The sequence below is a fragment of the Glutamicibacter sp. JL.03c genome, assembly GCF_025854375.1.
Classification (GTDB): domain Bacteria; phylum Actinomycetota; class Actinomycetes; order Actinomycetales; family Micrococcaceae; genus Glutamicibacter.
The window spans coordinates 2383313-2400465 of sequence record NZ_CP107575.1 but is presented as its reverse complement, the minus strand read 5'-3'; the positions used below and the strand labels follow the sequence as shown (position 1 = coordinate 2400465).

At 57.4% G+C, this 17153-nt stretch carries 22 protein-coding genes and 1 pseudogene; 19 read left to right on the top strand and 4 right to left on the bottom strand.

Translation table 11 applies throughout. The features are described from left to right. Positions 1-4: 4 nt before the first annotated feature. From rplF to rplQ, 14 genes and pseudogenes are all read left to right on the top strand, one after another. Positions 5-541, top strand: a complete 537-nt coding sequence (rplF, locus tag OF385_RS11080; RefSeq protein ID WP_264275428.1) for a 50S ribosomal protein L6 — start codon at positions 5-7, stop codon at positions 539-541. Positions 542-543: 2 nt separating this feature from the next. Then, entirely contained in the window at positions 544-915 is a 372-nt protein-coding gene (rplR, locus tag OF385_RS11075) for a 50S ribosomal protein L18 (protein ID WP_022874122.1), read from the top strand. Between the two features lie 29 nt (positions 916-944). After that, entirely contained in the window at positions 945-1622 is a 678-nt protein-coding gene (gene rpsE / locus OF385_RS11070) for a 30S ribosomal protein S5 (RefSeq protein ID WP_171918424.1), read from the top strand. 3 nt (positions 1623-1625) lie between these two features. After that, the gene (gene rpmD, locus OF385_RS11065) at positions 1626-1832 is read left to right on the top strand and encodes a 50S ribosomal protein L30 (RefSeq protein ID WP_022874120.1); all 207 of its coding nucleotides are present in this window, start codon (positions 1626-1628) and stop codon (positions 1830-1832) included. Between the two features lie 2 nt (positions 1833-1834). Next, positions 1835-2287 (top strand): 50S ribosomal protein L15, encoded by a 453-nt coding sequence (gene rplO, locus OF385_RS11060; protein ID WP_022874119.1) that lies wholly within the window; start codon positions 1835-1837, stop codon positions 2285-2287. Between the two features lie 254 nt (positions 2288-2541). Beyond that, a complete protein-coding gene (gene secY, locus OF385_RS11055; RefSeq protein WP_022874118.1) occupies positions 2542-3846 on the top strand; it encodes a preprotein translocase subunit SecY in 1305 nt (434 codons plus the stop codon). Next, positions 3843-4415 (top strand): adenylate kinase, encoded by a 573-nt coding sequence (locus tag OF385_RS11050; RefSeq protein ID WP_264275427.1) that lies wholly within the window; start codon positions 3843-3845, stop codon positions 4413-4415. The genes secY and OF385_RS11050 overlap by 4 nt, the downstream gene beginning before the upstream one ends. 121 nt (positions 4416-4536) lie before the next feature. Next, positions 4537-5370, top strand: coding sequence for a type I methionyl aminopeptidase (gene map, locus OF385_RS11045; RefSeq protein ID WP_264275426.1), 834 nt, complete (start codon positions 4537-4539; stop codon positions 5368-5370). 229 nt (positions 5371-5599) lie between these two features. Further along, on the top strand, positions 5600-5821 hold the full coding sequence (gene infA / locus OF385_RS11040; protein ID WP_013349662.1) for a translation initiation factor IF-1: 222 nt from the start codon (positions 5600-5602) through the stop codon (positions 5819-5821). A 127-nt stretch (positions 5822-5948) separates the two neighbouring features. Beyond that, a complete protein-coding gene (rpmJ, locus tag OF385_RS11035; RefSeq protein ID WP_071894985.1) occupies positions 5949-6062 on the top strand; it encodes a 50S ribosomal protein L36 in 114 nt (37 codons plus the stop codon). 147 nt (positions 6063-6209) lie between these two features. Continuing rightward, positions 6210-6584 carry a 30S ribosomal protein S13 gene (gene rpsM, locus OF385_RS11030; protein ID WP_022874115.1) on the top strand — a complete coding sequence of 125 codons (375 nt, stop codon included), beginning with the start codon at positions 6210-6212 and terminating at the stop codon, positions 6582-6584. Positions 6585-6627: 43 nt separating this feature from the next. Next, positions 6628-7029 (top strand): 30S ribosomal protein S11, encoded by a 402-nt coding sequence (gene rpsK / locus OF385_RS11025; protein ID WP_022874114.1) that lies wholly within the window; start codon positions 6628-6630, stop codon positions 7027-7029. 167 nt (positions 7030-7196) lie between these two features. Next, complete coding sequence (locus OF385_RS11020) at positions 7197-8198, top strand: DNA-directed RNA polymerase subunit alpha (RefSeq protein WP_264275425.1); 1002 nt, start codon at positions 7197-7199, stop codon at positions 8196-8198. A gap of 83 nt (positions 8199-8281) precedes the next feature. Further along, a pseudogene (gene rplQ, locus OF385_RS11015) lies at positions 8282-8743 on the top strand (50S ribosomal protein L17); the annotation flags it as partial. A gap of 129 nt (positions 8744-8872) precedes the next feature. Here the strand turns inward: rplQ and OF385_RS11010 are convergent. From OF385_RS11010 to OF385_RS11000, 3 genes are all read right to left on the bottom strand, one after another. Beyond that, entirely contained in the window at positions 8873-9313 is a 441-nt protein-coding gene (locus tag OF385_RS11010; protein WP_264275424.1) for a hypothetical protein, read from the bottom strand. A gap of 170 nt (positions 9314-9483) precedes the next feature. Beyond that, positions 9484-9978: a hypothetical protein gene (locus tag OF385_RS11005; protein ID WP_264275423.1), complete on the bottom strand. Its 495-nt coding sequence runs from the start codon at positions 9976-9978 to the stop codon at positions 9484-9486. A gap of 401 nt (positions 9979-10379) precedes the next feature. Next, positions 10380-10586, bottom strand: a complete 207-nt coding sequence (locus OF385_RS11000; protein ID WP_264275422.1) for a hypothetical protein — start codon at positions 10584-10586, stop codon at positions 10380-10382. 484 nt (positions 10587-11070) lie between these two features. Between OF385_RS11000 and truA the strand changes: the two genes are divergently transcribed. The 5 genes from truA (at position 11071) to OF385_RS10975 (ending at position 16334) form a co-directional block, all read left to right on the top strand. Next, the gene (truA, locus tag OF385_RS10995) at positions 11071-12006 is read left to right on the top strand and encodes a tRNA pseudouridine(38-40) synthase TruA (protein ID WP_264275421.1); all 936 of its coding nucleotides are present in this window, start codon (positions 11071-11073) and stop codon (positions 12004-12006) included. A 325-nt stretch (positions 12007-12331) separates the two neighbouring features. Next, positions 12332-12775, top strand: a complete 444-nt coding sequence (gene rplM / locus OF385_RS10990; RefSeq protein WP_022874108.1) for a 50S ribosomal protein L13 — start codon at positions 12332-12334, stop codon at positions 12773-12775. 38 nt (positions 12776-12813) lie between these two features. Beyond that, on the top strand, positions 12814-13314 hold the full coding sequence (gene rpsI / locus OF385_RS10985; RefSeq protein WP_022874107.1) for a 30S ribosomal protein S9: 501 nt from the start codon (positions 12814-12816) through the stop codon (positions 13312-13314). A gap of 170 nt (positions 13315-13484) precedes the next feature. Next, complete coding sequence (glmM, locus tag OF385_RS10980; protein ID WP_264275420.1) at positions 13485-14831, top strand: phosphoglucosamine mutase; 1347 nt, start codon at positions 13485-13487, stop codon at positions 14829-14831. A gap of 147 nt (positions 14832-14978) precedes the next feature. Then, positions 14979-16334 (top strand): UDP-glucose dehydrogenase family protein, encoded by a 1356-nt coding sequence (locus OF385_RS10975; protein ID WP_264275419.1) that lies wholly within the window; start codon positions 14979-14981, stop codon positions 16332-16334. 161 nt (positions 16335-16495) lie between these two features. On the opposite strand, the gene OF385_RS10970 is transcribed toward OF385_RS10975, so the two are convergent. Beyond that, on the bottom strand, positions 16496-17143 hold the full coding sequence (locus OF385_RS10970) for an aspartate/glutamate racemase family protein (protein WP_264275418.1): 648 nt from the start codon (positions 17141-17143) through the stop codon (positions 16496-16498). Positions 17144-17153: the final 10 nt, after the last annotated feature.

The window sequence follows — 17153 nt, the reverse complement described above, 5'->3', positions numbered from 1 at the left end:
TACAATGTCACGTATTGGACGTCTTCCGATCACCGTTCCTGCCAACGTTGAGATGAACATCGACGGCCAGCTGGTCGCCGTTAAGGGACCAAAGGGTGAACTTTCGATCACCGTTTCGGCTCCGATCACCGTTTCCAAGGACGAGAACACTGTTACCGTTGTTCGCCCGAACGATTCCCGCGAGGCTCGTTCGCTGCACGGTTTGACCCGCACCCTGATCAACAACATGATCATCGGTGTGACCGAGGGCTACGAGAAGAAGCTCGAAATCCACGGTACCGGTTACCGCGTACAGGCCAAGGGCGCTGACCTGGAGCTTGCTCTGGGTTACTCGCACCCAGTGAAGGTTGCTGCCGTTGACGGCATCACCTACTCGGTCGAGGGCAACAACAAGATCACCGTTGCTGGTATTGATAAGCAGCACGTCGGTGAAGTTGCCGCCAACATCCGCAAGCTGCGTAAGACCGAGCCTTACAAGGGCAAGGGTATCCGTTACGCTGGCGAGATCATCCGCCGCAAGGTCGGAAAGGCTGGTAAGTAATCATGGCTATCGGAATCAAGGGCAAGAGCAAGTCCGCTCAGCGCGGTCGTCGTCACCAGCGTTTGCGCAAGCACATCGTTGGTACCACCGTTCGTCCACGCCTGGTTGTCAACCGCTCGGCTCGTCACATCTTCGTACAGATCGTAGACGACTCGCAGGGTATCACCCTGGCCAGCGCTTCGACCATGGAAGCCGAGCTTCGTGCAAGCGAAGCAGACAAGACCGCCAAGGCTAAGCAGATTGGCCAGCTCGTTGCAGAGCGCGCCAAGGCTGCTGGCATCGAAGCAGTAGTCTTCGACCGCGGTGGCAACAAGTACCACGGTCGCGTGGCTGCTGTTGCTGATGGCGCACGTGAAGGTGGGCTGGCACTGTGAGCGAAGCAACCAACAAGAAGGAAACTCAGGTGTCTGAAGCTACTGAAGCAGTCGAGACTGCATCGGCTCCCGCTACCGAGAACGCTGGATCCCGTCGCGGCGAAGGCCGCGGTCGTGGTGAAGGTCGTGGACGTGGCGAAGGCCGCGGCCGTGGCCGCGACCAGAAGGATAACCGCAACGAAGACAAGGACAAGTTCCTTGAGCGCGTTGTAGCTATCAACCGCGTATCCAAGGTCGTCAAGGGTGGTCGTCGCTTCAGCTTCACCGCACTTGTCGTTGTTGGTGACGGCAACGGTCTGGTAGGCGTTGGCTACGGTAAGGCCAAGGAAGTTCCTGCAGCTATCGCCAAGGGCGTTGAAGAGGCTAAGAAGTCCTTCTTCCGCGTTCCACGCGTTGGCACCACCATTCCACACCTGGTCAAGGGTGAGGCCGCCGCTGGCGTCGTCATGCTTCGTCCAGCTGCTCCTGGTACCGGTGTTATCGCCGGTGGTCCAGTGCGCGCCGTATTGGAATGCGCAGGCATCCACGACATCCTGTCGAAGTCGATGGGTTCTAGCAACCAGATCAACATCGTTCAGGGCACCATTGCTGCACTGAAGGCTCTTGAAGAGCCAGCAGCTGTTGCAGCTCGCCGCGGTCTTCCGCTGGACGAGGTTGCGCCAGCAGCAATGCTGCGTCACATCCAGAGCCAGAAGGCAGGTGCTTAATCAATGGCTAAGAACATTGTTCCAAGCGACGCCAAGCTGGAAATCACCCAGATCAAGTCCATCATCGGTGGTAACCAGTCCCAGCGCGACGTTGTTCGCTCGTTGGGCCTGAAGCGCATCGGACAGACCGTTGTCCGCTCCGCTGACCCTGTGACTGTTGGTATGGTCAACAAGGTCCCACACCTGTTGAAGGTTGAGGAGGCGAAGTAGAGATGGCTGAAGAAAAAGCACTGAAGATTCACCACCTGCGCCCAGCTGAGGGTGCAAAGACTGCCAAGACCCGCGTTGGTCGTGGTGAAGGTTCTAAGGGTAAGACCGCAGGTCGCGGTACCAAGGGTACCAAGGCTCGTTACCAGGTGAAGGCAGGCTTCGCAGGTGGTCAGCTTCCGCTGCACATGCGTCTGCCAAAGCTGCGCGGCTTCAAGAACCCATTCCGCGTCGAGTTCCAGGTTGTAAACCTGGACAAGATCTCGGAATTGTTCCCAGAAGGTGGCGAAGTCACCGTAGAGGCACTGGTTGCCAAGGGCGCTGTTCGCAAGAACCAGCCTGTCAAGGTACTGGGCACCGGCGACATCACGGTAAAGGTTGACGTGAAGGTTGACGCCTTCTCGACTTCCGCAGCCGAGAAGATCGCTGCTGCTGGCGGCTCGGCAAACACCCTCTAATTCAGGGTTAGCCTTTGAATGGTCCCGGTTCGCGTTGAGTAATCGACGTGAACCGGGACCATTCTGCTATCGGCGAGAAACTTTCCAAGAACATATCCAATGCTTGGTTGATCAGTCCATAAACAATTCTGTCCATAAACATTTGCGTCTAATTCGTGTGGCGTATTTGGCAGGATAGTACTGTTCACGGCTAGAATCGTTAGGTCATAGGAAGTATCTCTTCCTAGGCTCAAGCACATACTTCAGGAGGACGCTTGTTCAGCGCCATAGCCCGAGTTTTTCGGACGCCTGATCTGCGCAACAAGTTGCTGTTCACGCTTGGGATCATTGCGATCTATCGTGTCGGTGTATTCATTCCCGCTCCGGGCATTGATTACAGCAACGTTCAGCAGTGTCTGGCAATGGGTGAAACCACCGGTGGACTTTATTCGTTCGTGAACCTTTTCAGTGGCGGCGCCCTGTTGCAGGTCTCCATTTTTGCCATGGGCATCATGCCGTACATTACGGCGTCCATCATCACCCAGTTGCTTCGCGTGGTGATTCCGCATTTCGAGACCCTGCACAAGGAAGGCCAAGCCGGCCAAGCCAAGCTGACGCAGTACACGCGTTACCTCACCATCGCCCTGGCCTTGCTGCAAGGAACCACCCTGGTGACCCTGGCCCGCACCGGCAGCCTCTTCCCGAGCTGCTCGCTGCCGCTGGTTCCAGATGATTCCTTGATCGTGATCCTGCTGATGGTCATCACCCTTACCGCAGGCACCGGCCTGATCATGTGGATGGGCGAGTTGATCACCGAACGCGGTATCGGCAATGGCATGTCCATCCTGATCTTCATCTCCATTGCCTCGGGCTTCCCATCCGCAATGGGCACGATCATGCAGTCCCAGGGCATCATGACCTTCATTGGCGTTCTGCTGGTGGGCCTGGTCATCGTGGCACTGGTGGTCTTCGTGGAGCAGTCCCAGCGCCGCATCCCGGTCCAGTACGCCAAGCGCACCGTGGGCCGACGCACCGTTGGCGGCACCTCCACCTACATCCCGCTGAAGCTGAACATGGCCAACGTGATCCCCGTGATCTTCGCCAGCTCCATCTTGGCGCTGCCGCAGATGCTGGTGCAGTTCAACCAGAACGACGACGGCACCCTGCCGCAGTGGGCCATGTGGCTGCAGGAGCACTCCTCGACCTCCTCGCCGTGGTACATGCTGGTGTACACGCTGATGATCATTGGCTTCGCGTACTTCTACGTCGCCATCACCTTCAACCCGGTTGAGGTGGCTGACAACATGAAGAAGTACGGCGGATTCATTCCAGGCATTCGCGCTGGACGTCCGACCGCCGAATACCTTCAGTACGTGATTTCACGTATTACCTTCCCGGGCGCGCTCTACCTCGCGTTCGTTGCGTTGATCCCACTGATTGCCTTCGTGCTGTTCAACGCTGATCAGAGCTTCCCATTTGGCGGAACATCGATCCTCATTATGGTTGGTGTGGGATTGGAAACCGTCAAGCAAATCAATGCTCAAATGCAGCAACGAAACTATGAAGGGCTACTGCGATGAGTCGACTGCTAATTATTGGACCTCCAGGTGCCGGCAAGGGCACTCAGGCCGTAAAGATCTCCGAGCGTTTGGAAATCGTCGCCATCTCCACCGGCGACATCTTCCGTGCCAACGTCAAGGGCGGCACCCCGCTGGGAATCGAAGCAAGCAAGTACATTGACAACGGTGACTTTGTACCTGATTCGGTAACCAACAACATGGTCGAGGATCGCCTGAACCAGGACGACGTCGCCCAGGGCTTCCTGCTCGACGGCTACCCACGCACCAGCGCACAGGTTGACGCGCTGGACGCCATGCTGGCCAGCAAGGGCATCGCACTGGACGCTGTGCTGCAGCTGACCGCCGATGACGATGAACTGGTGGCCCGCCTGCTCAAGCGCGCTGAGATCGAAGGCCGGGCAGATGACACCGAAGAGGTCATCCGCCACCGACTGAGCCTGTACAACGAAGAGACCCGCGTCGTTGTCGAGCGCTATGAGGAACGCGGCATCGTGCGCAAGGTCGATGGCCTGGGCGCGATCGACGAAGTGACCGAGCGTGTGCTGGCGGCGTTGAACGTCAACGCCTAGGCGACGGTCAGGACATCTCGCAGGGATCGTGCAGCAACAATGAAAGTTGCAGCGCGGTCCCTGCGCACTTTTGCACGGATCCGAGCTGACACGGATCCACCACTGAGCTAGGGGAAACACATTGGCTTTTGGACAGCCGAAAATCGAGTACAAATCCAACTCTGAAATCCTGAAGATGCGCCAAGCCGGTCTCGTGCTGGCTGAGGCATTGGATGAAGCCGTTGCGATGGCTCGCCCCGGGGTGACCACCGAAGCGATCAACAAGGTGTTCGGCAAGGTGCTCGAACGCAACAACGCGACCAGCAACTTCCTGGGCTACCACGGTTTCCCAGCCAACATCTGCGCCTCGGTCAACCACGAAGTGGTGCACGGCTTCCCCTCTGACTACGAGCTCAAGGACGGCGATGTGCTGAAGATCGATGGCGGCGCCATCGTTGACGGCTGGCACTCTGACTCTGCGCGCACCGTGCTGATCGGCAAGAACATCGACCCGGCCGACCAGCGCCTGAGCGACATTACCGAACAGGCGATGTGGGCAGGTATCGCCGCGGCGGCCGACGCCCGCTTCATCGGGCAGATCGGCCAGGCCATCGACGACTACGTCACCAGCCAGCCAGGCGACGAACTGGGCATCCTGGAAGACTACTGCGGCCACGGCATCGGCTCGGCCATGCACATGGCGCCGGATGTATTGAACTACAACTCCGGACACCGCGGCCCGCGCATCAAGCCCGGCATGGCCCTGGCCATCGAGCCGATGCTGGTGCGCGGCGGCATCGAGACCTCGGTGCTGGAAGACGACTGGACCGTGGTCACCAACGACAAGTCCAACGCATCGCAATGGGAGCACACCGTGGCCTTCCACATGGGCGGCATCTGGGTGCTCTCGGCCCATGATGGGGGAGAAGCAGGGCTGGCTCCCTTCGGCGTGGTCCCTTCACCGATCAAGCCATAGCCGATCCGCTCAAAAACCATAGATCCAGCACGCTGACAACTCGTTGCGTGCTGGATCTAACATTTTAAGATCAGTGAACGATTGGCACTGAGCGCTTCTATGGCGTATTGTTGAATGTTGGTTCGTGATTTAAGTGTGCCCAAAATTCAAAGTTTGGACATCGCCGATTATGAGCCGGAACCAATTACTTGTTGGTGAAAATTGCCAACAGAAAAAGTTAGCGGGGAAAATGGGCAAGAAGGAAGGCGTCATCCAGGTAGAGGGCACCGTCTCGGAGGCACTGCCGAACGCGATGTTCCGCGTGGAGCTGCCAAATGGACACGTAGTGCTCGCCACTATCTCGGGTAAGATGCGTCAGCACTACATTCGAATCCTCCCAGAGGACCGAGTGCAGGTTGAAATGAGCCCATACGATCTCAATCGAGGTCGTATCGTTTACCGCTACAAGTAAATCTGCAGACTGAAGACTTTCCCAGCGAGACGGGGCATCGCAAGATGAACCGGTTCGCTGATGATTGTTCTTGGACAAGCTTTTTACTGCTCCACATTTAACTGCAACCGCATAGAGGAGTAAACCGTTGAAGGTTAACCCTAGCGTGAAGCCGATCTGCGACAAGTGCAAGGTAATCCGCCGCAATGGTCGCGTCATGGTGATCTGCGAGAACCCACGCCACAAGCAGCGTCAGGGCTAATTCCGTTTTACGGGATTCCCACGCGTAGTCAATTAGGCAGTATCAGCTAGGACTAATGTCCTGGTGTACCCCCGGATTCGGAGGCCGGGGCCGTGAGAGATCACGGATGGTACTGCTCCAGACCTCCGTTCGTTGAAAGGTAGCCACTTGGCTCGTTTAGCAGGCGTGGATATTCCACGCGAGAAGCGCGTAATCATCGCGCTGACTTACATCTACGGCGTGGGCAAGACCCGTGCAGAAGAGACCATCGCAGCGACCGGTATCAACCCGGACACTCGCGTCAAGGATCTCACCGATGACCAGCTCGTGCAGCTGCGCGACTTCGTCGAAGGCACTTACAAGGTAGAAGGTGACCTGCGCCGTGAGGTTCAGGCTGACATCCGCCGCAAGGTCGAGATCGGATCCTACGAAGGTATTCGTCACCGTAAGGGCCTGCCGGTCCGCGGTCAGCGCACCAAGACCAACGCACGTACCCGCAAGGGCCCGAAGCGTACCGTCGCAGGTAAGAAGAAGACTCGCTAAATCTTAGCGATCTAACTCAAATACTTTTTTCGTAGGAGAAGAAATGCCCCCAAAGACTCGTGGAGCGGTACGTAAGCCGCGTCGCAAGGACAAAAAGAATATTGCGCAGGGACAGGCGCATATCAAGAGCACCTTCAACAACACCATCGTATCGATCACCGATCCGACTGGCGCTGTAATCTCGTGGGCTTCGGCCGGCGAGGTAGGCATGAAGGGCTCGCGCAAGTCGACCCCATACGCTGCCCAGATGGCTGCTGAAGCCGCTGCAAAGCGCGCTCAGGAGCACGGCATGCGCAAGGTTGACGTTTTCGTCAAGGGCCCGGGCTCGGGACGCGAAACCGCGATCCGTTCGCTGCAGGCTGCTGGCCTTGAGGTTGGATCCATCCAGGATGTTTCCCCAAGCGCTCACAACGGTTGCCGCCCATCAAAGCGTCGCCGCGTCTAATTGATTCGCTAGGCTAGGCCTAAGAAGTCACCGAAGCATTCATCAGAGTGCTCCGGTGGCTATCTTGGACTCATTCGCCTGCAAAAGACGAACGGCCACCTAAGGCTACCGTCGTTTCCACCCCCGTGAGGCGTCATATAGCGGACGCTCGCCGAAAGGAAATGTAAGTGCTCATTACGCAGCGCCCAACCCTGACCGAAGAAGTAGTTGCCGAAAACCGCTCCCGGTTCGTAATCGAACCACTGGAGCCAGGCTTTGGTTACACCCTGGGTAACTCGCTTCGCCGTACCCTGCTCTCTTCGATTCCTGGTGCATCTGTCACCAGCATTCGAATTGACGGAGTACTGCACGAGTTCACCACCGTAGCCGGTGTCAAGGAAGATGTCACCGAACTGGTCTTGAACATCAAGAACCTGTCGGTCTCTTCCGAGCACGACGAGCCAGTCGTTGCCTACCTGCGCAAGCAGGGCCCAGGCATCGTTACTGCAGCGGACATCACCCCGCCAGCCGGTGTGGAGTTCCACAACCCTGATCTGCACATTGCAACCCTGAACGCCAATGGCAAGTTCGATATGGAATTGACTATTGAGCGTGGCCGTGGCTATGTGTCTGCCGCTCAGAACAAGAACATCGACGGCGAGATCGGTCGCATCCCTGTGGATTCGATCTACTCCCCAGTTCTGAAGGTAACCTTCCGCGTGGAAGCTACCCGTGTTGAGCAGCGCACTGACTTCGATCGCTTGATCGTTGACGTGGAGACCAAGGATTCGATCACCCCGCGCGATGCAGTTGCATCCGCAGGTACCACCTTGGTTGAACTGTTCGGCTTGTTCCGCGAGCTGAACACCGCAGCTGAAGGTATCGAAATCGGTCCATCGCCAACGGACGCAGCCATGGCTGCCGACATGGCTCTGCCGATCGAGGATCTGGAACTGACCGTTCGTTCGTACAACTGCTTGAAGCGTGAGGGCATCCACTCCGTGGGTGAACTCGTTACCCGCTCCGAGGCAGACTTGATGGACATCCGCAACTTCGGAGCGAAGTCCATTGACGAAGTCAAGGCCAAGCTGGTTGAACTGGGTCTGGCCCTGAAGGATTCCCCTCCAGGCTTTGATCTGGCCGCTCGTAGCGCCATCGAAGATGGCGACGAATACGACGAAGGTCTGTAAAGACCCGCGTCTAGCGACACACTACTTCATCCGCCGACACGAGAGAATCGTGCCGGACGGGTTATTCATCTAGGAGAACCACAATGCCTACCCCTACCAAGGGTCCGCGTCTCGGCGGCAGTGCAGCACATGAGCGACTGATTTTCGCTAACATGTCGGCACAGCTCTTCGAGAACAAGAAGATCACCACCACCCTGACCCGCGCCAAGCGTCTGCGTCCACACGCAGAGCGCCTGATCACCTTCGCAAAGCGCGGAGACCTGGCATCGCGTCGTCGCGTTCAGGCCGTCATCGCTTCGCGTTCGCGCACCAACAAGTCGATCGTTCACGAACTGTTCGAGAACATCGCACCAGCAATGGCAAACCGCGAGGGTGGCTACACCCGCATCACCAAGATCGGTAACCGCAAGGGCGACAACGCTCCTATGGCAGTTATCGAGCTCGTGATGGAGCCGGTTTCGCCAAAGCAGGCTGTCGTCAAGGAAGCCACCAAGGCTACCGAGAAGGCTGCCGAAGCACCTGAGTCAGAGGCAACCGAAGAGGCATAAGTCCCCTTTGAGCCGAGGCTTGCACCCTAAGCGGTGATAAAAAGATTCCCGTTGAATCCGAAAGGATCCAACGGGAATCTTTTTTGCTATCAGCGGCCTGTATCACGGGAGTGGAAAGGCCGGGGTTTAGCTGAAGCTATCCATGCCCGGGCACGCCTCATCCAGATAGGCCGTGGCTTCGGAGTCTTCATCAGTCTCCAGAGCGGAGAGTTTCATGGAGATCTCGGCGGCATTTTGGCTGGTTCCCTGGGCCATGAGCTTGAAGACTTCCTGATTCTGTTCTGACGCAGCAGTCAAGGCCTCAACGAGCTTCTTGTCTTTGGTCTGGGAAGCAGCATCCCCGAGAATCGCATTGAACTCGTCAATGATCTTGGCATAGTCCTTGGTCTCTCCAGCCATGAGTTGCTCGCTGACATCGTCAGCCTTTTGCTGCAAGTCCTTCTCGATTACCTGGACGCTGATGAATGAACAGGTATCTTCTGTGTTCAGCTTTCCCGAGGAGCAACCGGTGATAACCGTGGCGGCCAGCGTCAGCGCTGCAGCGCTGGCAGCAACCTTCTTGAGCATGTGATTCCTTGCGTAGAGATGATCGAGTGACGGCAGGCCCCTGGGGCCTTGTCAGCATAGATTTAAGCCTACACAAGCGGATGCGGTCATCCACGTCCAACTGGCCTCAAGGATCTTGTAGTTTCTCCACTCTGCGTACGCGTATACACGCAGTTGTCTCTTGTCTCTTGTCATTGGCCATCACCATCGGGATCCACAATTGAGCCGGGGCACTGGCTTTGGATGTAAGGCATGGCATCAACATCCAGCTGACCTCTGACTTTCTGCAACTCTTCAACAAGAGCTGGATCATCGACGGAATAAGAGGCATAGGCGTCCCTGAGCATCTGATAATCATTGACTTGAGTCAGCAGTGCAGCCCGCATGTTGCTGTCGCCTGTTTGGTCAGCAATTTGCTGAAAAATGACAATTGTTGTCTCCAAGAACCCGATCATGGGTTCTGAGTTCTTCGCCATGAGCGCCATATCCGCCAGCGCTCGTTCTTGTTTGATGTTGTGCTGGACCGCCTCTTCATCGAGTAAGTCGCAGGTTTCGCTGATTGATAGTTTTGGCTCGTCGGATGGCAGGTTTGACTCATTGGGGGCTACATTCGCCGCATTGCAGGCAGCCAAACCAACGATGCAGCCCACCGACAGGACGATTGCATGAACGACTTTCCTCAACATGTAGATTCCTTTGTATAGAGCCGATGCTGTGATGATGCGGCTGGCTGTCCGTGGAATGCATTCAGAGTACAAGCGATCTAAGATCGCGTTTTTTGCCTGTGGAAAAGTCTGCGAGGTAGTGCACCGGATACAAGGTTGGGAAGTTCGTACCGTGTGTACAGGTTTGCGGTAAGTTGGGCGCATGAGCACTGAACTAGTTAGCAAGGGGGCAGTGAAGAAGGCCCTGCATTGAACTGAATGCTGATAGTACTCGGCTACGCCGCCGGCCTCAGATGAAAGGCAAAGAAGTGGCTCCACACGACCTGAAACAAGTGCGAGTGGAGCCAATAGAAACCTGGGATGTGATATTTTCTGACGCCAAGTACTCCTGTTAGCCCGGTTCTTCCAGGTCCGGACACGCCCTATTCACGTAGGCCATTTTTTTCGCATTCCGCTGCCGATCCGGCATTTTGCACCTTTGAGGTTTTCTCCGTCAAAGTCAGATCTTCGTCTGACATGATTTGAATCATTTGGCTGTTCTGGTCAATCGAGCTTTGTAGTGCTTCCACCAATTTCTCATCTTCGGTTCTATCTGTGGCCTCTTGCAGGTATGCCGAAACTTCTTCCATCGCGGTCTTGAAGCTCTCATCGTTTCCCGAGAGCACATCTTGCTAAGCCCCCTCGGTTTTCTCGGCGAGGTTCAGCTCCCTCCCTTTGTCGAGAAGCCAAGTACACGTTTCCTCGGCGGATAGTTGTCCAGCTGAAGAGCCGGACAGCGTTGAGAGTTCGAGAGCGAATACTGCTATTGTCGCGCCAAGTTTTTTGGCATGTTGTCCCTCGTGTAGTGATCAGCGGGCACCAGCGGTCGTAGCCGCGATTGGTAAACAGCATTTACTCTACAACTAGGAGTTATCTGGTTCTCAAGAATTACACCATGCCGTTAGCCAGACGACTTGCGATTCTATTGACCAAACCTGTCTGGCGGACTGTATCGGGTGAGCGTCAATGGACGCTACCGGCGAAGCGATGCGCAAACGCCGTTGACCAAATCCGCGCCAATGCGACTCAGGCCCAATTGGCTCCGGGTACAGGCCGACACGCATAATTAAGACTATGAGCATTGAACCTGTCAGCATCGATCCCATGGGCACCTCGGCGCTGGGGAGTACAGAAGACCCCGCATGGATCCGGATGCAGATGGTGCTCGGCTATGACGGTGCAGCCTACAGCGGCTGGGCCCGGCAGCCCAATGTCATCGGTGTTCAGCAGTTGGTCGAAGAAGCATTGGAACTGCTGGTGCGGCGCCGGGTGCGTGTTGTTGTCGCAGGACGCACCGACGCAGGAGTGCACGCTCGCCGGCAGGTAGTCCACTTCGACCTCACCCCAGCTGAATATGAAGGCCTGCCGCGCAAGGCCTCACTGGAACCAGGCCCAGCACTGGTACGCCGTATTAACGGTATTCTCGGCCGCCAGGATGGCGCCGTATGGGTCCACGAAGCCCAGCGCGCGCCCGAAGGATTCGACGCCCGCTTCTCGGCATTGGCTCGTCGCTACTCGTACCGCATTGCCGATGGGCAGCACCGCTGGGATCCGCTGACCCGGCACCTGACAACATGGCACCGTGAAGAACTTGACGTCGAAGCCATGAATCGAGAAGCGCAGACGGTGCTTGGCCGACATGACTTCCTGACCTACTGCAAGCCCCGTCCGAATGCGACAACTATTCGTACATTGCAGGAATTCAGCTTCACGCGGGGCGAGGATGGCTTGATTCTCGCGCACCTCAAGGCCGATGCCTTCTGCCACAATATGGTCCGTGCCCTCATTGGCGCAGCCATGATGGTGGGCGACGGGCGCGAGCAGCCCGGATTCTTGGCCACCCGCTTGGAGCAGATGGTCCGCGACTCCAAGACCAAGCTCTCGCATCCGCGAGCCCTGGTACTTGAAGAGGTCTACTATCCTGAGGCTGCTGAGCTAGCTGCCCGTGCGCTGCAGACCCGTGCCCTGCGCAGTGACGATGAAGTCGAAAAGTCATCCACGGAAGGCTGAAGGGCGGATAATCCCCGGGATCTTAAGGGTGTTGTTGCTCACGACGCTGATGCTTTTTTGGCCGGAAACACTTTAATCCGCTAAACTTTTATGAGTTGTGTATGTCCACGTTCGACACTACACGCCCAAGCGTGACGGCTTAGTTGCATAGTCGCTGGTCTGCTGGGTGTGCGAACACTATATGGACGGCCGGTTATCATCAGTCCTCACCTGACGTACTGGTCTAAACACAAGAACAACACGACAGTGCCTGTCACTGGGGGATCTCACCGCCTTCAGCCAAGCGACTGTTTGACCAGAAACGAATCAACGTAAGGCAATTACTGTGCGTACGTACACCCCAAAGCCGGCTGACCAGACTCGTCAGTGGTATGTCATTGACGCCACCGATGTAGTACTCGGCCGTCTCGCCGTCCAGGCCGCAACCCTGCTGCGCGGCAAGCACAAGCCAACCTTTGCTGCACACATGGACATGGGCGACCATGTCATCATCATCAATGCAGAAAAGGTTGCACTGACCGGTAAGAAGCTTGAGAACAAGCGCGCTTACCGCCACTCCGGTTTCCCAGGTGGCCTGAAGAGCATCAACTATGCAGATCTGCTGGAAAAGAACCCAGTTCTGGCTGTTGAAAAGGCTATCAAGGGCATGCTGCCTAAGAACAAGCTGTCTGCTGCTCAGCTCTCGAAGCTGAAGGTATACCGCGGCGCAGAGCACCCACACGCTGCTCAGTCGCCAAAGGCACTGGAAATCACCCAGGTCGCTCAGTAGTCCTGGCCCCGAGAAGAAATACTTAATAGGAGATTATCGTGGCTCAGAACGCTGAAGAAACCACTGAATTCGAAGGCGAGACCCCTTCGACCTACACCACCGAGACCTCTGCTTCGGCTGCAGTTGCTGAAACCGAACGTGCTCCATTGACCGTTCCAGGCGCAGCAGTTGGCCGTCGCAAGCAGGCTATCGCTCGCGTTCGTCTGGTACCAGGCTCCGGCAAGTGGACCGTAAACGGTCGCGAGCTGGACAACTTCTTCCCAAACAAGCTGCACCAGCAGGATGTTAACGAGCCTTTCAAGGTTCTGGGTCTGGAAGGCGCATACGACGTTATCGCACGCATCAACGGCGGCGGCATCTCCGGTCAGGCTGGCGCACTGCGCCTGGGCATCGCCCGTGCACTGAACGAGATCGACCGCGACGCTAACCGCGCCACCCTGAAGAAGGCCGGTTACCTGACTCGCGACGCACGCGTCATCGAGCGTAAGAAGGCTGGTCTGAAGAAGGCACGCAAGGCTTCGCAGTTCTCGAAGCGCTAAACCTTACTTCAAGGTCTTTCCCGAAGGCCCCAATTCCCCGCAAGGGAAGTTGGGGCCTTCGGCCTTTAAGCACGCCATCCTTGAGGCCCGTATTAATCTTTTCTCATTCCGTACCTGTCGCATCGCTTCAACGAGGATAAATCGAAGTAGAGGGCATATGATTGGAAACGATGGCAAGATTATTTGGGACCGATGGGGTCCGAGGAAAAGCAAACGAACTGTTAACTCCCGAGTTAGCGCTGGAACTGGCGCAGGCAGCCTCAGTGGTGCTGGGCTTGAGCCAACCAGAAGACGGGCACAAGCCCGTTGCAGTGGTGGCAAAAGATCCGCGCATCAGCGGCGACTTCCTGTCCGCGGCAATCGAGGCCGGCCTGGCCGCCTCGGGTGTGGACGTCATGGATGCCGGCACGCTGCCCACACCAGCAGCAGCCTTCTTGGTAGGAGACCTGAACGCTGATTTTGGCGTCATGATCTCTGCTTCGCACAACGCCGCTCCGGATAACGGCATCAAGTTCTTGGCTCGCGGTGGCAAGAAGCTTGATGACTCGCTGGAAGACGCGATCGAAGCGTGCCTGAAGATGCCGAAGCCTCGTCCCACCGGTGGTGAAGTCGGCCGCGTCGCACGTTTTGCCGACGCCGAGGATCGCTACGTCATGCACCTGCTTCAGGCGCTGCCAAACCGCATCGACGGTTTGAAGGTCGTCTTGGACTGCGCTCACGGCGCCGCTTCGGGGTGTTCCCCGGAAGTCTTCAAGGCTGCCGGGGCTGAGGTCGTCGTCATTGGCGCCGATCCGGATGGCATCAATATCAATGATGGCTACGGTTCCACCCACCTGGAGAAGCTGCAGGCTGCCGTACTGGAGCACAAGGCAGACCTGGGTATCGCGCACGACGGCGACGCAGACCGCTGCCTGGCAGTAGACCATGAGGGCTCCGTCGTTGACGGTGACCAGATCATGGCCATCATGGCACTGGACATGAAGGACCGCGGCGAGCTGAAGGATGACACCCTCGTTGCCACCGTGATGAGCAACCTCGGATTAAAGCTGGCCATGGAAGCTGCAGGAATTACCCTGAAGCAGACTGGGGTGGGGGATCGCTACGTCCTTGAAGGAATGCACGAAGGAAACTACTCGCTTGGCGGCGAGCAGTCGGGCCACGTGATCTTCTCCAAGCACGCAACCACCGGCGACGGCGTATTGACCGGCCTGATGATCGCAGCGCGTGTAAAGGCTACCGGCAAGTCCCTGAAGGAACTGGCTTCGGTGCTTACCGTCCTGCCGCAGGTTCTGATTAACGTGCGTGGCGTCGACAAGGCCGCAGCGCCTGAGTGCGAGCCGCTGCAGCGCGATGTTGCCGCCGCAGAAGCCCGCCTGGGTTCTACCGGCCGTGTGCTGTTGCGCCCTTCGGGCACCGAGCCTGTAGTTCGCGTGATGGTTGAGGCGGCAACGCTTGGCCAAGCGCAAGCTGAGGCCGAGGCCCTGGCCGGATCTGTCAAGGAACACCTCTCCCTGTAATTCAGCCGGCGTTCAGCGACCAATACGTAAATATCGAGAAAACTCACACCCCCGTACAGTGTTCTGCACACGAACACCCTACGGGGGTGTGGCATGCTAACTAGTAGAAACAGACATCGGTTCGTGTTCTCGGAGAGAAGGACTTTCGTGACTCTACGCATCAGCGTGATCGGCACCGGCTACCTCGGTGCAACCCATGCAGCCTGCATGGCTGAACTTGGGTATGACGTCATTGGTGTCGATGTAGACAAGACCAAGCTGGAAGCGCTGGCCGCTGGCATCCTGCCATTCCATGAGCCGGGTCTCCCAGAACTGCTGCGCAAGCATGTTTCCTCAGGACGCCTCCGCTTCACGGACGACTACGAAGACGTAGCCGCCAATGCAGATATTCACTTCATCACTGTCGGGACCCCGCAGCGTGCGGATTCGCAGTCCGCGGACATGTCGTACGTGGATGGAGCAGTCGACTCACTTCTTGAACACATCACCGGCGATGCGCTAGTTGTCGGCAAGTCCACCGTGCCGGTAGGCACCGCCCGCCGATTGAGCGAAAAAATTGCCCAGGAAGCCAAGCCGGGAAGCACTATTTCTCTAGCCTGGAATCCTGAGTTCCTCCGCGAGGGCTTCGCGGTAAACGATACGCTCCGTCCAGACCGTCTGGTCTATGGTCTCGAAGACGGACTCGGACTGGAGCTATTGCGCGAAGTGTACGCACCGGTGCTGGCCCAGGAGATCCCTGAAATCGTCACCGACCTTGAAACCGCGGAGCTGGTCAAGGTGGCCGCCAATGCGTTCCTGGCGACCAAGATTTCCTTCATCAATGCCTTTGCCGAGGTGACCGAAACCGTGGGTGGCGACATCAAGACCCTGGCCGACGCCATTGGCCACGATAAGCGCATTGGCCGCCAGTTCCTGAACGCAGGAGTGGGCTTTGGAGGCGGATGCCTGCCGAAGGACATCCGGGCCCTCCAAGCGCGCGTGAGCGAGCTCGGGCTGACCCAGACCATGAACTTCCTCTCCGAAGTTGACCAGATCAACCTGCGCCGGCGAGACCGCGTTGTCTCGCTGGCGGAAAATATGCTCGGCAATGTGCTGGCTGGCAAGCATATTTGCGTCCTCGGTGTCACGTTCAAGCCCAACAGCGATGACGTGCGCGATTCGCCAGCACTGGATATTGCCGTGCGGCTCTACAACGCCGGCGCGGAGGTCTCGGTCTATGACCCGGAAGGCAACGCTAACGCCGCTGGACGCTTCCCGCGGTTGAACTACGTGGATTCGCACAGGGAAGCAGCTCGCAATGCCGACCTGACGTTGGTCCTCACGGAGTGGCAGGAATTCCGCGACCTGGATCCAAGTGAGCTGGGCGAGGTTGTTGCATCCAAGATGCTCATCGACGGCCGTAACGTGCTGGACCGTCCGGCCTGGCGCGAGCAGGGCTGGGTCATGACCGGTCCAGGCGAGTATTTCGAGCTGGGAACCTTCGAACAGGCGTCATTGGCTTGATGCCTGCGGGCGATGCGGAACCACGAGTCCCGGCTTCAAGACTGGGGAACTTGCACTTCCATCGGGAAGTACAGCTGAAGGCACGTGAACCATTGTGCCGGGCCATTGCCTCGATCCGGCTGTGTCGAGAAACTGCCCCGTCCTGCCTGAGGCAATCCTGATTAAATTGCGCCCGGCGCCGCCATCAGCTCGTTGCACATGGTAAGAGCATCGTAGACCGGCAGCCGGGTCACATTGCGCACGTCCTGTGCGTACGGCGGCAGGTTGGTGCATTCCAAAACTATGGCGTCGAGCTCTGGATTGTCCCGGACCAGTTCCCGGGCCACGGCGATGACTTCGGATCGTATGGCCGCTTCGTCCAATGCTGCGGTCTGCTCGATGATGCTGCTGGTGAACGCCGGGGAGGAATCCATGCCGGCAACTGCTGCAGGTTTCCCTGTGCATCTAGCACCTAGGAAGTGGTCCAGGCCAAGGCTGGACTCCTTGGCGGTGATGACGCCAACATTTCCATGCCTCGCCTGTGCTGCGGGGATTTGCAGCAGGCTCGACGATCTGAAGGGAACGTCCAGCCCGGATTGGATTTCCAATTGGAACTTGGCGAGAAAACCGCAGCTGGTCGTAATGGCCGTGGCACCTTGACGCTCCAATTCCCGACCGCTGTCAATAAACAACGTGATCAGTTCTTCATCAGGTTCTTCCACGACCCGGTTCACTGACGCATGCGGGACGGTGGCATGGATTACCGGGTAGCTGAACGATGCCGGATTGCCGATGTCGCCGCGGATCCGACGGAATGAGGTATCCAGCATGAGCACCCCT

Excerpts from the sequence above, each read along its gene's own strand:
- OF385_RS10970 (WP_264275418.1), bottom strand. The coding sequence starts at position 17,143 with ATGCTGGATACCTCATTCCGTCGGATCCGCGGCGACATCGGCAATCCG.
- infA (WP_013349662.1), top strand. The coding sequence starts at position 5,600 with ATGGGCAAGAAGGAAGGCGTCATCCAGGTAGAGGGCACCGTCTCGGAG.
- rplF (WP_264275428.1), top strand. The coding sequence starts at position 5 with ATGTCACGTATTGGACGTCTTCCGATCACCGTTCCTGCCAACGTTGAG.
- rpsK (WP_022874114.1), top strand. The coding sequence starts at position 6,628 with ATGCCCCCAAAGACTCGTGGAGCGGTACGTAAGCCGCGTCGCAAGGAC.
- OF385_RS11000 (WP_264275422.1), bottom strand. The coding sequence starts at position 10,586 with ATGGAAGAAGTTTCGGCATACCTGCAAGAGGCCACAGATAGAACCGAA.
- OF385_RS11010 (WP_264275424.1), bottom strand. The coding sequence starts at position 9,313 with ATGCTCAAGAAGGTTGCTGCCAGCGCTGCAGCGCTGACGCTGGCCGCC.
- OF385_RS11050 (WP_264275427.1), top strand. The coding sequence starts at position 3,843 with ATGAGTCGACTGCTAATTATTGGACCTCCAGGTGCCGGCAAGGGCACT.
- OF385_RS11005 (WP_264275423.1), bottom strand. The coding sequence starts at position 9,978 with ATGTTGAGGAAAGTCGTTCATGCAATCGTCCTGTCGGTGGGCTGCATC.
- rpmD (WP_022874120.1), top strand. The coding sequence starts at position 1,626 with ATGGCTAAGAACATTGTTCCAAGCGACGCCAAGCTGGAAATCACCCAG.
- rplR (WP_022874122.1), top strand. The coding sequence starts at position 544 with ATGGCTATCGGAATCAAGGGCAAGAGCAAGTCCGCTCAGCGCGGTCGT.
- truA (WP_264275421.1), top strand. The coding sequence starts at position 11,071 with ATGAGCATTGAACCTGTCAGCATCGATCCCATGGGCACCTCGGCGCTG.
- rplO (WP_022874119.1), top strand. The coding sequence starts at position 1,835 with ATGGCTGAAGAAAAAGCACTGAAGATTCACCACCTGCGCCCAGCTGAG.
- glmM (WP_264275420.1), top strand. The coding sequence starts at position 13,485 with ATGGCAAGATTATTTGGGACCGATGGGGTCCGAGGAAAAGCAAACGAA.